Below are 12,393 nucleotides of genomic sequence, written 5' to 3'. Positions count from 1 at the left end.
CCGTTCGAGAAGGAGAACGATGCACATCCCTCAAGACGAGCGTCGTGGCGGCAGGTTCGGTGCTGCTGTCGCCGGGGCTGTCGCCGGGGCTGTCGCCGATGCGGTCTCCGAAGCAGCCGGCCACAAAGTCCGGGCCGACCCGGTTCTCGCGCGTACGGGCGGCCCCGCCGGCAACGCACTGCTGACCGCATGGACCGCTCTCGTCCTGCTCGTCGGCTCGGTGGCCGAACTGCTCACGCTGTTCAACGTCAACGGCCTCATCTCGTGGCACGTGGCCATCGGGGCCCTGCTCGTGCCGCCGGCCTTGATGAAGACCGCGAGCACCGGGTGGCGAATGATCCGCTACTACACCAGGAACCAGCCCTACGTGAAGGCCGGGCCGCCGCCGATGCTGCTGCGGCTGCTTGGACCGCTCGTGGTGGTCTCGACGCTGGGACTGCTCGGCTCGGGAGTGTTGCTCGTGCTACTAGGTCCCACTCGTGCCCACGGGTCATTGCTTGATGTGCTCGGCTTCCGCATCGACTGGCTGACTGTTCACCAGGCGGCCTTCGCGGTCTGGGGAGCTGCGACCGGACTGCACCTCCTGGGCCGCATCGTCCCGGCGCTCCGCATCACAATGGCACCCGGTCGCGCTGCCGCCGCAGTACCCGGATCCTGGACCCGCTGGCTTCTGCTAGCCGCCATGGCCGTCTCAGCGGTCGCCCTGGCTGTGGTCTTGGTCCACGCGGACGGCAGCTGGGTGGGCTTCCACCGGTTTCACTTGGGCCGTCGATGACGGTTGCTTGAAGCATTGGCTGGTGGCGATCTCGGGCTGGGGCGGTCAGCCAGTGTTTCCGGCGACGGTGATCGGGAGCTCACAGGTCGCTGTCGTGCCGCGGCCGGGTGGGCTGTCGAGGGTGAAGGTGCCGCCCATGGCGTCGACGCGATCCTTCAAGCCGACGAGGCCTGTGCCCAGAGCCGGATCGGCGCCGCCGAGGCCGTCGTCGCGCACGGTCAGCCGGAGTTTGCCGCCGGAGACGTCGGCCGTCACCTCGACGACGGTCGCCTGCCCATGCTTGGCGGCGTTCGTGAGCATCTCCGAGACGACGTAGTATGCCGCCACCTCGAGTGCCTCGGGGAGGCGGCCGTCGATCCGGGCGTCGAGGTCCACCTGGACGATCGACCTGCGCGCCAGCGCGCGAAGCGCCGGGCCCAGTCCCGACTCGGACAGGATCGCCGGGTGAATCCCGCGAGAGATCTCCCGGAGTTCGTCGATCATCTCGATGAGCTCGGTGGCGATCTGCTCGATCTCGGCACGGGTCTCCTCCGGTCCGGTGAAGCCGGTCGCCGCCGACCGCAGACCAAGCGCCAGCGAGACCAGACGCTGCTGAGCGCCGTCGTGCAGGTCCCGCTCGATCCGGCGACGGGCCTCGTCCGACGCAGTCACCAGCCGTGCCCTCGAGGTCATCAGCTCGGCCCGGCTCTGCGCGTTCGCCACCGCCATCGCGACCAGATCCGTGAAGTCTGTCAACCGCTGTTCGGTGCCGGACGGCAATGGACCCTGCCCGGACCCGAGTGCGATCAGCCCCCAGACCCGGTCGTCGACGTGAACCGGCATCGCCACCGCCGCACGCAGACCCTCGCGCAGGTAGGGCTCGCCGCCCGGGACCGTCGCGTAGTCGTCAACCCGGGCAGCCTGCCCGGTGCGCAGTACGGTCGAAGTCAGGCCGGTCGGCGGATAGCCCTCCCATGGCGCACCGATCCGCACATGCGGTCCCGTCGTACCCTCGCTCGCGACCAGCGTCGCGGAACCACCGGGCTCGAAGCGGATCATCCGCGCCGTGTCGCCACCGAAGTGCCGCGCCACCTCCGTCGTCACCGCCGCGAACACCACCTCCGGAGGTTTGGCCGCCGCGACCAGCATCGCCAGTCGGCGCAGCGACGCCTGCGTGTCGGCCAGATCGCCCCGCGCCCTCTCGGCCTCGACCGCACGGCGGCCCGCCTCGGTGGTCACCGCGGCGACGATCACCGACATCACCAGGAACAAGACGAGCAGCAGCACAGTGGCCGCATCCAGGTCACGCAGTGGAGGCAGGAAGTACCAGTCGAACGCCAGAATCACGACGACGCCGACCGGGAGGGCGTACATGATCCCGCCGAGCCGGGCGATGCCGAGGACAACGACGAGCAGGAGTACGCCGACAACCACAGCCGGCACCCGGTCGCGGGCCACCGAACACACAACAGCGGCCAGCACGAACGCAACGACTCCGGCAGGCAGCGCGACGGCGCAGTGCAGCAGGAACCGCTCGCGACCCAGGCCCCATCTCGGGGTGACCCCGCGCGGTTCGTCGGGTCGACCGCCCGTGGAACCCGACCAGGCTTCGGCGGCACGTCTCACCACCCGTCGAGCCTCCCACCGCACTTCTCGGCGCACAACGCCAAGACAACATCGTCAGAGCAGGTTGTCCGGCGCGAGCAGTACGACGGAGCGCGGAAGAACCAGCCCGGCGGATGCCAACTCGTGCAGCAGCCGCCCCGCGGGCCCGACCTTTTCGCGGGACCGCAGCATCTCGTCATGGTCCCAGAGCAATTGCCGAAGCGACGCCGCGATCTCCTCGATCGGCGGACCGGCCGGCTCCACCATGGCTGTGAGGCGCCGATTCCGCACCGACCGCTGTACCGCCCTCGTGCCGTCCAGGGCCGCGTAGCCGATGATCGCGACGAGCGGCACGGCGGACGCCATGCGAAGCGCGGGGTGCTGACCACGGATCAGCAGCGGGATGAGCCAGGCGACACCGAGTCCAGCGGCCAGCAGCACCCTGACGCGCGTCAGGAAAGCTAACAAGCGCCGACGGTCAGCGCGACTTTGCCCACGCTTCATCTTCATCCTCCGGTCCAGCAGACTACGAAAGGTCAGCATCGCGCACCGAGCGGGCGCACATCGCCCTGGCCAGCCTCCAATCGGTCTTCCAGCCAGCAGGAAGACGGGATCGGCTCCATGGCGACGAGCTCGACGATCGTGCGGGCCAGCAAGCGCGCGGGGTCGACGAGTGGAAGGCCGAGCTCGCCCGCGTGGACGGCCAGCACGAGTTCGGTGCAGGGGGCAACGACCTGCTCGGCCCCGCGAGCGGTGAGCCGACGGGCGACAGACGTCAGCGCATGAGCCTCGGCCGGTCCGGCTCGGCCGCCCTTCACGGCTGCGATCGTGTTCATCACCTGCTGCTGATCGCCAGTGCCCGGCGTGATCATGGCAACGCCCCGCTCCCCCAGGGCAGCCGAGTACAGGCCGGAGCGGAGCGTGCCGGTGGTGGCCAGCAATCCGACCGTCCGCGCACCGTCCGCCGCGATCGCCGCCGCCGTCACGTCGACGATGCTCACGAGTTCCAGTCCGGCGTCCGCCGCCAGCGCGGGCACGAACGCGTGTGCCGTGTTGCACGGTACGGCGAGCACGTCACAGCCTGAGTGTCTGAGCACCTCGATCCCCCGCCGCAACCACGGCGTCGGATCGGCTGCTACGCCATCCAACAGATTCGCGCTGCGAACAGGAACTCGCGGGTCGGCCCAGATCACGACGGGGAGATGGTCCTGGTCGCGGCCGGCCGGTGTCTCCTGGATCAGCTTCGTGTAGAAGTCGACGGTTGCCGCAGGCCCCATTCCGCCCAGTACGCCGATCCGTCGGCCGGCCGCTGTGGTCATCGGGCCAGCGCCACGATGTCGATCTCGACGACCGACCCGTACGGCAGGTCGGCCACCTCGACCACGGTCCGGGCCGGTCGGGGCGCGGTCCACACCTCGCAGAACTGGGCGTTCGCCTCGTCCCGCAAGGTGATGTCGGTCAGGTAGTAGGTCGCCTTGATGACGTCCTCGATCCGGGCGTTCACGGTCGCGAGCCGGCGCCGTACCGTCTCCATGGCCTCCGCGAGTGCCTCGGCCCGGCCGCCGACGACGCCATCGGGTCGCAGCGCCAGCGATCCGGACACGAACACCAGCCCGCCCGCGACCACCGCGTCGCTGTAGGGATGCGCCTCGGTTCCGCTCATGACTCGAGCACCGAGGACAGAAGTTTCGGATCGATCGACCCACCGGAGACGATCGCCGCGGCGCCTGGGCCAACGGGCACCTTGTCGTTGAGGCATGCCGCGACCGCGGTCGCCCCAGCGGGCTCGGCGACAAGCCGGCCTTCGACTGCCAGATACCGCACGGCCGCGAGAATCTGCGCATCGGTAACGGTCACGATCTCGTCCACGTAGCGGCGAACGAAACGACCAGCGCGACATCGCCGCGGTCTTCACCGTCCTCGACCGCCTGGCCAGCGGCAGGTGAAGACGACTGTTGAGCAGGTCCGCACTTCCAAGCCGTGATCGCGCCATCGCGGTTCACTCGATGATGCACTGGCCAACACCGCACCTGTGTCACTGACCGATCGAACCGTTGCCCGTCTGCGGCCGTGTGGCCGAGGCTGAGCCGGGCCAGGACGGCATCCCTACGTCAAGCACGAACGGTGGCCGACCGCCGGCCTGCGCTCGAGCAGCCCGCACCTCGTCGGCCGCTACGACCGGTACGGCGGCCGCGGTCGCCGTCACCGAGATGTCGGCCTCAGCAAGCTTGGCGGGCAGGTCGTCGTGCGGCGTCGGATCCGGGATGCAGGGGCCAGCAGGGCGATGGCCATCAAGGCGACCAACGGCCCGCTGTTCGGATCGGTAGCCTGCCCGCTGAACAGCAGGCCGAATCCCTGGCCGACGGCCCAGATGGCGATGATCAACAAGAACCCGATCACGAGCGCCCAGACCCGGCCTTTGCGTGTCAGTGCCCCGATGCCCACGAGGAACTCCACGGCCACGAGGCCGTACACGGCCAGCGTTCCGTGGTGGTTCGCCCAGATCGCCGCGGACAGATCAAGCCTCGCCAGCCAGTGCGGAGCCTGCCCGGCGCTGGTGCTCAGAAGACTCGACAGGCCCTGGCCAGTGTTCTGGCCCGGAAGCAACTGCAGAACGGCGCTGCCAACCCACAAAAAGGCCCAACCCCATACCAGCCAAGGCGCGGGCGCCCGGTCGCCTCTGCCACTTGGCCATGCAGCCGCAGCGATGACCGCGTAGAGCATCGCCGAGCCCGGAGCGCCGGTGAGCAGGCTTGCATGCCCGCTGGCCAGCCCGGACAGGCCCTCACCCAGATACCAGAGGCCGAACGCCCAACCGATCGACGCGATCACCGCGACTCGAGCAGTCCGGCGCGCAAGCAGTCCGACGCCGAGCAGGAGCTGGACAGTCGCGAAGAACAGGTTCCACCAGAACGGCTGTGCGGCGATGATCATCGCCGCGATGTGAACCGGATCCGAGACCACACCTGGCTGGCCCTCGCCGGTATGCCCGACCACCTGTTCGGCGAAGCCGCGAGTGAACATGAACGGTTGCGCCTGAAGGACGCCGTCGAGCAACCACAGCACGCCGAGAACCAGCTGGAGGTCTCGCCGGGTGACACGGCGACAGCGGGCCACCAGCGCGACGACGGCCTGCGCGCCGCGACGGCGTGGGCGCGTAGTGAGGGCTGTACTCATGATCTTTCCCTTGCCACAGATGTATCGAACGTTGGACCACCCCCGGACCATCGTTCGTGCGGCGGTCGGCCGGTGCCACCTGGCAAACACCCATCCGCATTCCGGGTAGCCTGCAGCGGAGGCTTCATGCCCTCGGGGGTCATGACTTGCTGCTGGCAACGGCGACGTCTCGCTCTTCTGCGGGGACTCTTGGAAAGTCGCCCCGGTTCGCCGCAAAGTCGTTTCTCGCTTCGTAGGCGAGAACAGCGGACTCCGGTGCTGACTGTTCAGAACACCCCTACCGAGGAGCAAAATGTCCAAGTCCCACCGGGTGGCCCGCGGAATGGCGGTCCTTGCCGTACTCGGCCTGGGCGGGATCGCCGTCACGTCGGCCACCGCCGGCGCCGCGGCTCCCACCGCCAGCCCGTCCCCCAGTTCGTCGGCTTCGGTGCCGAGTGCAACTGATCCGAATCTCTATCCGTTCGGTGCGCCTACCGGGGGCGTCGCGGTGAAAGTCCCTGCGCCACCGCAGGAACCGACGCTGTCGCCGACGTACACGACCAAGACGACGACCCGGATCTACGGCTCGAACCCGTACGAGGAAGCGGTCTCGGTCACCCAGCACATCTGGCCGGCCGCCCTGCCCGAGAACGCTCCGAACGAGACCAACAACGTCCCCGACCGGCCGTGGGGCATCACCTTGATCACGCCCGACGACCCGCTCAGCGGAATCAGTGCGGTGCCGCTGATCCATTTCCCGGACGACGCCCCGGTCCTGTTCGTGAACAACAACGGCGTTCCGGACGTCACCCTCAATGAAATCAAGCGGCTCGGCGACACCGGAATCGTTCGTCCGCCAATGAGCAACGCGGACGTGTTCCTGGTCGGCGCCGCCGCCAATGCCAAGGTGGAAAGTCAGCTCACCGCCATCGGCATCAAGTACAAGACGGTCACCGGCAGCGATGTCTTCAGCCTGGCCGACAACGTGGACAAGCTGTACGGCAGCATACAGAACCCGGACCTCGGCGTACCGCAGATGGGCGGCAGCGCGAGCTCGAGCGGCAACGGTATGCAGAACGTGTTCGTCGGCTCGGCGGACGGGAACGACTGGCAGTACTATCTGCCGGCCACGCACTGGGCGTCGCACATGCCGACCGGGATGCTCTGGAGCCACCGGAACAGCCTTCCGTCGGCGACCGTCGACGCGTTGAAGCGCCGCAACGGCCACGCCCTGATCTACGTCTTCGGCGGTCCCAACCAGGTCTCGGCTTCGGTGGTCCAGCAGTTGAGCCATTACGGCGCCGTACAGCGGATCACCGCCGACGACCCGGTGGCCTTCAACACGCCGGCAACGACGACGCCCGAGAACATCAGCGTCGCCTTCGCCAAGATGCACGATCCGGCCGGCCAGGTCGGGTGGGGCATCCTGGGCCCGGGGCACGGCTTCACCCTGGTGAACGTGAGCAACTGGCAGGGCGCGGTCGCGTCGGCGCCGCTGTCGCACCTCGGCTTCCACGCGCCGATGCTCGTCACGACCGACAGCAACAGCACACTCCCGACCGAGGTGGACGACTACTACAAGGCGGTCGCTCCGACGTTCCTCGACTCTCCGGGCGAGGGGCCATACAACATGACCTACCTCATCGGCAGCTGGAACCAGCTCTCCTGGCCACTGCAGGCCCACATCGACTATGACTCCGAGATGTCCAACCGCCGGGTCTGGAGCAACAACAACGGCGGCCGCTACAGCGACTCCAGCCAGCCGTAATCCGAAGGCACCTTCACCGAACACCCTGGGTCGGCGGCGAGAGTCCGCCGACCCAGGTGTCATCGGTGACTCGTCGGGATCGGCGGCTGGATGCTGCCGCTGACGGGAACGGGTCCTTGAGCCCGACCAGGCCCCACCAGCTAGCAAAGGTGTGGGCTACCTCCTCGAGAGCGATGCAGATGGCTGCTGGTCGCGACGCCCGACAGCCACGCCGCCAGCCGCCCCGCCAGCAATCGTGGTCAGTGTGGAGAATGGACTGCAACTCAGCGCCGATGTCCTCGACGACACAGTGATGCTCGTCTACTTCGCTGTCGTGGTGCTGATCGGCTGGCCAGCTCGCCGCCGGGTCTACGGCAGTCACGCCTCTTCCTGTCAGGAAGATCCTTGCCCGCCTGGATCACCGGGCTCGCGTTCATCTCGGCCAACCTCGGGTCCAAGGTGCGCAGCGTTCCGAGTGCATGCTTCGGCGCATCGGGCCCTGGCACCCTGGTCAAAGCGCTCAGCTTCGCCTTCGCCCAGATACTCATCGCCGGCATCAACCTGTACCTGCTCGCCACCGTGGTCAACGCCCTGCTGAAGCCGTACTCCCGCGCGAGGTCCCCGGTTGGCTGGCCGTTGTGGGTCGCCCTGCTCGCCGCGGCCACGATCGTGGCGATGCACAGGGCCGTCGAAATCCACGTCGCTCGCACAGCGGGCGTCGCGCTGACCATTCAGCAAATGCGCCAGACCGCCGTCTACACGGTGCGGTATGACGAGGAGAGTGACCGCCTGCTGCACGAGGTGTTCGCGCCGTAGGGCCCCACTTGGCAGGAGACGGCCGGATGAGCGCCGTGGAGCGCTCTGCAAGGCGGATCGGGAGCTCTGCTGCAACGTGCAATCCGATGCGCTGGCGGACGTTGGCGGTCAGCCAGCTCGCCGCGTTCATGGCATTGCTCGACGTCAGCATCGTCGACGTGGCGCTGCCATCGATCGAACGAGGGCTCGGTGTGTCGGCAGGAACCGCGCTGTGGGTTGTGTCCGGCTATGCGCTGAGCTTCGGGCTGGCGCTCGGCCCGGCCGGCAGACTCGGCGACGTGCTGGGGCGACGCCGCATGTTCCTGATCGCCTTGGGAGCGTTCGTGCTGACCAGCGCTTCACCGGTGCCGCGCCAACCATTGCTCTGCTGATTGCCGCCCGGCTGCTGCAAGGCGTCGCCGGCGGCATGCTTCTGCCAGCAGGACTCCAGGGCGTGCTTTGCCTGCTGCTGCCGGTGGTGGATGCCGAGAGCAACGGTTTCGGCCAGGATTGGTGGCTGCTCGTCGCAGCTGTTGTGCTGCTCACCGCGTTCGCCCGGTGGGAGCTCCGGACCGTACGCCGGGCACGGGAGCCAGTGCTTGACCCACGGCTGGCGCACACCTCCGGCTTCGCGGCCGGCTCAGTCATCGGCTTGGTCTACTTCATCGGTTTCACCGGTATCTGGCTCGTGCTCGCGCTGTTCTTCCAGGACGGCGTCGGCTACTCGCCGCTGCATTCGGGCCTGGCGCTGACTCCGTTCGCGATCGGGGTCGCGATCTCCGCGGCGATCGCGGGCCGCCTGGTGTCAAAAGGGTCGGCCGCCTGCTGACCGTGGCAGGCCTGACCGCGACCATTGCCGGCTGGTGACCACGGCGCTCCTGTTGCGGCATGTCGGTGGCGACCAGCGATGGTGACTTGGATCAGGGTGTCGGTGTGACGACCGCATACACGCGGTGGAATCCGATGACGTTGATCGTGCCGTTGAGGAAGCCATGCTTGCTGATTCGGTCCACGGTTGCGTAGCCCGACGATGGCAAGACCCGGCCCGTGTCTGCGTTCGGCAAGAGCACGACGGCCGCCGAGACCAACCTGCTGAAGAAGCTCAAGGACCGAGCCCGGGCCAGTCAAGCGAGCGAGCTGACCGCAATGCACCGCATCCGGCAGGCGATCGAAATCTGGGAGGAAAGTTCGCGGAACTCGTCGCCGGAGGTCAGCGGTCTCCGAGCTCTCTCGACACCTATCGGCGCTCCATCCGGAACCACGTCCTCCCCGCCCTCGGCGAGGTCCGCATCGGTGAAGCCACCATGCCTCGGATCGACAGCGTGATCTCCGAGATCAAGAAGCGCGCCAGCGCCCCGACAGCCCGGACCTGCCGCAGCATCATCTCCGGCGTGATGGGCCTCGCCGTCCGCTACGGCGCTCTCACCGTCATCCCCGTGCGAGAAGTCGACCGCATCGAACACAACGCCAAGAAGCTTCCCCGAGCCCTCACCGCAGAGGAGGTTCAGCTGCTCAGGAAGCACCTCAGAACCGACGAGCGAGCGGTACATGCCGGCCTACCTGACCTGGTCACCTTCATGCTCGGAACCGGCGTACGGATCGGCGAAGCCCTGGCTGTCCTCTGGTCCGAGGCCGACCTCGACACCGGCAAGGTCAAGATCACCCACACGATCGTGCGCGTCAAAGGCGATGGCCTGCTCCGCAAGACCACCAAATCAAGAGCAGGTCAACGCGAACTCGGCCTGCCCGACTGGCCACTCGCCATCCTCCGGGTCCGCTTCGCCGCCGGCATCCGCCTCGACGAACCCGATCTTCGCCGACACACTCGGCGGATTCCGAGACCCCTCCAACGTGCGCCGCTCCCTACGCGAGGCCCTCTCCCCTGTCGGCAGCACCGCTCGTCGGGACCTCGGCCTCTCGCTCCGAGCCGCCCGCCGCGAATCAGGCATCACTCGCAAGGACGTCGCCCAGACGCTGGAATGGCCCCTGACCAGGATCGAGCTCATCGAGACCGGCCGCACCAAGGTCGACCGAGAGGTGGCTACTACCCTCCTGCGCGCCTACGGCATCCAACTCGAGACGTCCACAGCTCTCCTCGCGCTGGTCGACGAGGCCGCCGGGCCAGCACCCTCAGACACCCTGGCCTGGATCACTTCCCACGCCTTCCGCAAACCACCGCCACCGTCCTCGACAACGACGGGTGGTCTGGGTCCAGGCGATCAGATCGGCCGCGGTCAGGGCGAGTTCCAGCCAGGCGGCGTTGATCGCGAACAGTCTGGACGGGAACCGGCCCAGGCCGGTGTCCTTGGCTACTGATCCGGTCTTCGACCCGGGCGTGGGCGCGGTGCCGGGCCCCCAGGTGGGCCAGCTGCCCGCAACGCGTGTCGGTGGCGAAGCACTGGCAGCGCAGCCCGTGATCTTGCTCGAACAGCGACGAGGGCGCGCCGGGGTGTGGATGTTCGCGGCGCACGATCACTCGCATCGCCGGAAGAATCGCACAACAGCGAAGTCTCGACTCTCGGCGGACGATGACCGCTACCCACGTTCGACGGGAGCTCCACCAAGGACTTAGCCACGTCACCGATCGGGTATCCCGACGGTACGAAATCTTGGCGGCGAGCCACAGCAACCCGAACACGGGCCGCCGACTTGCTCAGCGTTGAGCGCTCTGTCTGAGGAGCTCAGCCGCGATCGAGAACGGGGGTGCTGCGGCCGGAGACCTGCGCGCATGCTCGACGATGGCATCCCGGAGCGAGCGGTCGTCGACCGGCCGCGGGTAAGCGACACGGACGGGCTCCAGCGCGTCGGCGGGAAGCTCCGCAACGCGGCCACCGTCAGTGAAGACACCCTTGTGAGTCAAGTAGGTCAGAAGGCCCAGACGGTCGGCTAGCCCGACGGAGCTGTGCAGGGCGATCGCTTCCCAGACCCGGCCCACGTCAGCGGCAGGGACCCCGTGCTCGGTCAGCAAGGTTGCAGCCAAGTCCGCTCCTTCGACCTCGAAGCGAGCCTTTCCTTGGGCCAGCGATCCCAGCCCGAGGTCGTGCATGATGGCGGCCGCAAACAGCAGGCCCTCGTCGTACGCCGCATCGGTCAGGGAGTCTTCGTGCTCGGCCGTCAGCCGCGCGAAGTAGAAGCTACGGAGGCTGTGGTCGACGATCGGCTTGCTCACCGTGTCCCGCACGATTGAGAGAGCCGCCTCCGCGAGAGTGCCAGTTGGCAATGAAAGATAGTTGTTCACGGTCCGAGGCTATGTAATCGCTGCCGCCTGCGACAGTGGCCCGAGGGACTTCAACCGCTAGAATCGGGCCATGACGTCTGCCGTTCACTCCGAGCTCGTGCGCCATCGCGTTGTCGTCCTGTGTCTGCCCGGCGTATTACCCCTCGAACTCGGCATCGCGGCACAGATCTTCTCGATGAATCCGAAGTACGAGCTGGTGGTCGCGACCCAGGGGCGGGTCGAACCGACAGCCCACCAAACATTCGCCCTCACCGGAACTGAGGGCCTCGACGCTCTCGAGCGCGCAGACACCGTTTTCGTCCCGGGATACGAGGATCTCGATGCCGCAATCTCGAACAAGGTGCTGACCGCCGTCCGCGCCGCACACGAACGCGGCTCACGGATGGTGTCCATCTGCTCCGGAGCTTTCGTCTTGGCAGCAGCGGGTCTGCTCGATGGAAGACCCGCTACAACCCACTGGCAGGTCGCTGATCGACTTCGAAAGCTATACCCCCTCATCGACGTACAGCCGGACCGTATCTTCGTCGATGATGGCGACGTCCTGACGTCGGCGGGCGTGACTGCAGGCATTGACCTCTGCCTCCACCTCATCCGCATCGACCACGGCGCGGCTGCCGCCAACACCGCCGCCCGAGGACTTGTGGCGCCACCGCGACGAGCCGGCGACCAAGCGCAGTACGTCGAACGCCTACGCAGCCAGCCGACCGGTCACGAGCTCGCCGGCGTTCGTGAATGGATGCTCGACAACCTTGCAGAGCCGATAACCATCGATGTGCTCGCCGCACGCGTCCACATGTCACGTCGCACTTTGATCCGCCGCTTCCGAGACGACACCGGCACCTCCGCCATGGCTTGGCTGAACGACGCACGGATCGACCGCGCACGCGAGCTCTTGGAGACCACAACAGAGCCGGTCGAGCGCATCGGACGTCTCACAGGTCTCGGTAATCCGGCATCCGTGCGCGCAGCCTTCCACCGACGCGTTGGCACCTCGCCCCAGGAGTACCGCAGCCTGTTCCGGCAAAAGGTGACGTACTAGCAGTTGCGGCAGTTGCGGCAGTTCGAAGCAGGGCGGACTCCGCTGAGCAGTTGCGAGCA

At 67.5% G+C, this 12,393-nt stretch carries 11 protein-coding genes and 5 pseudogenes; 8 read left to right on the top strand and 8 right to left on the bottom strand.

All coding sequences use genetic code 11. The annotated features are described in order from the left end of the window. Window positions 1-19 precede the first annotated feature (19 nt). A complete protein-coding gene (locus EV644_RS30545) occupies window positions 20-775 on the top strand; it encodes a hypothetical protein (protein WP_132192473.1) in 756 nt (251 codons plus the stop codon). Between the two features lie 45 nt (window positions 776-820). Here the strand turns inward: EV644_RS30545 and EV644_RS30540 are convergent, their stop codons facing one another. The 6 genes and pseudogenes from EV644_RS30540 to EV644_RS30515 form a co-directional block, all read right to left on the bottom strand. Further along, window positions 821-2,383 carry an ATP-binding protein gene (locus tag EV644_RS30540; protein ID WP_199240077.1) on the bottom strand — a complete coding sequence of 521 codons (1,563 nt, stop codon included), beginning with the start codon at window positions 2,381-2,383 and terminating at the stop codon, window positions 821-823. A gap of 51 nt (window positions 2,384-2,434) precedes the next feature. Next, on the bottom strand, window positions 2,435-2,827 hold the full coding sequence (locus tag EV644_RS30535) for a hypothetical protein (RefSeq protein WP_132192471.1): 393 nt from the start codon (window positions 2,825-2,827) through the stop codon (window positions 2,435-2,437). A 68-nt stretch (window positions 2,828-2,895) separates the two neighbouring features. Beyond that, on the bottom strand, window positions 2,896-3,678 hold the full coding sequence (gene cuyB / locus EV644_RS30530) for a cysteate racemase (RefSeq protein ID WP_132192469.1): 783 nt from the start codon (window positions 3,676-3,678) through the stop codon (window positions 2,896-2,898). After that, window positions 3,675-4,022: a RidA family protein gene (locus tag EV644_RS30525; RefSeq protein WP_132192467.1), complete on the bottom strand. Its 348-nt coding sequence runs from the start codon at window positions 4,020-4,022 to the stop codon at window positions 3,675-3,677. Before EV644_RS30525 ends, cuyB begins: the two co-directional genes overlap by 4 nt. Then, a pseudogene (locus EV644_RS30520) lies at window positions 4,019-4,240 on the bottom strand (pyridoxal-phosphate dependent enzyme); the annotation flags it as partial. The pseudogene EV644_RS30520 and the gene EV644_RS30525, both read right to left, overlap by 4 nt. A gap of 321 nt (window positions 4,241-4,561) precedes the next feature. Continuing rightward, on the bottom strand, window positions 4,562-5,536 hold the full coding sequence (locus tag EV644_RS30515; RefSeq protein ID WP_132192463.1) for a hypothetical protein: 975 nt from the start codon (window positions 5,534-5,536) through the stop codon (window positions 4,562-4,564). Window positions 5,537-5,828: 292 nt separating this feature from the next. Between EV644_RS30515 and EV644_RS30510 the strand changes: the two genes are divergently transcribed. The 6 genes and pseudogenes from EV644_RS30510 to EV644_RS46650 all read left to right on the top strand — a co-directional run. Beyond that, window positions 5,829-7,283, top strand: a complete 1,455-nt coding sequence (locus EV644_RS30510) for a hypothetical protein (RefSeq protein WP_132192461.1) — start codon at window positions 5,829-5,831, stop codon at window positions 7,281-7,283. 292 nt (window positions 7,284-7,575) lie between these two features. Beyond that, window positions 7,576-7,934: pseudogene (locus EV644_RS30505) on the top strand (Na+/galactose cotransporter); the annotation flags it as partial. A 170-nt stretch (window positions 7,935-8,104) separates the two neighbouring features. Then, the gene (locus tag EV644_RS45565) at window positions 8,105-8,449 is read left to right on the top strand and encodes an MFS transporter (RefSeq protein WP_199240076.1); all 345 of its coding nucleotides are present in this window, start codon (window positions 8,105-8,107) and stop codon (window positions 8,447-8,449) included. 35 nt (window positions 8,450-8,484) lie between these two features. Beyond that, window positions 8,485-8,886, top strand: a complete 402-nt coding sequence (locus tag EV644_RS45560; protein WP_199240075.1) for a hypothetical protein — start codon at window positions 8,485-8,487, stop codon at window positions 8,884-8,886. A 163-nt stretch (window positions 8,887-9,049) separates the two neighbouring features. Beyond that, window positions 9,050-9,424: pseudogene (locus tag EV644_RS48190) on the top strand (hypothetical protein); the annotation flags it as partial. Window positions 9,425-9,605: 181 nt separating this feature from the next. Continuing rightward, window positions 9,606-10,124 (top strand): annotated as a pseudogene (locus tag EV644_RS46650) (helix-turn-helix domain-containing protein); the annotation flags it as partial. A 138-nt stretch (window positions 10,125-10,262) separates the two neighbouring features. Here EV644_RS46650 and EV644_RS46645 read toward each other — a convergent pair. Further along, window positions 10,263-10,536: pseudogene (locus tag EV644_RS46645) on the bottom strand (IS1380 family transposase); the annotation flags it as partial. Window positions 10,537-10,710: 174 nt separating this feature from the next. Beyond that, window positions 10,711-11,295 carry an HD domain-containing protein gene (locus EV644_RS30480; protein ID WP_132192455.1) on the bottom strand — a complete coding sequence of 195 codons (585 nt, stop codon included), beginning with the start codon at window positions 11,293-11,295 and terminating at the stop codon, window positions 10,711-10,713. 70 nt (window positions 11,296-11,365) lie between these two features. On the opposite strand from EV644_RS30480, the gene EV644_RS30475 reads away from it, so the two are divergent. After that, window positions 11,366-12,334 (top strand): GlxA family transcriptional regulator, encoded by a 969-nt coding sequence (locus EV644_RS30475; protein WP_132192453.1) that lies wholly within the window; start codon window positions 11,366-11,368, stop codon window positions 12,332-12,334. Window positions 12,335-12,393: the final 59 nt, after the last annotated feature.

Source organism: Kribbella orskensis (assembly GCF_004342085.1).
GTDB lineage: Bacteria > Actinomycetota > Actinomycetes > Propionibacteriales > Kribbellaceae > Kribbella > Kribbella orskensis.
The sequence above is the reverse complement of the archived record's forward strand: the minus strand, read 5'-3'. Positions and strand labels throughout refer to the sequence as shown.

Bases quoted from the DNA above. Each gene is read 5' to 3' on its own strand.
- EV644_RS30545 (WP_132192473.1), top strand. From the start codon at position 20: ATGCACATCCCTCAAGACGAGCGTCGTGGCGGCAGGTTCGGTGCTGCT.
- cuyB (WP_132192469.1), bottom strand. From the start codon at position 3,678: ATGACCACAGCGGCCGGCCGACGGATCGGCGTACTGGGCGGAATGGGG.
- EV644_RS30525 (WP_132192467.1), bottom strand. From the start codon at position 4,022: ATGAGCGGAACCGAGGCGCATCCCTACAGCGACGCGGTGGTCGCGGGC.
- EV644_RS30515 (WP_132192463.1), bottom strand. From the start codon at position 5,536: ATGAGTACAGCCCTCACTACGCGCCCACGCCGTCGCGGCGCGCAGGCC.
- EV644_RS30510 (WP_132192461.1), top strand. From the start codon at position 5,829: ATGTCCAAGTCCCACCGGGTGGCCCGCGGAATGGCGGTCCTTGCCGTA.
- EV644_RS45565 (WP_199240076.1), top strand. From the start codon at position 8,105: ATGAGCGCCGTGGAGCGCTCTGCAAGGCGGATCGGGAGCTCTGCTGCA.
- EV644_RS45560 (WP_199240075.1), top strand. From the start codon at position 8,485: ATGCTTCTGCCAGCAGGACTCCAGGGCGTGCTTTGCCTGCTGCTGCCG.
- EV644_RS30475 (WP_132192453.1), top strand. From the start codon at position 11,366: ATGACGTCTGCCGTTCACTCCGAGCTCGTGCGCCATCGCGTTGTCGTC.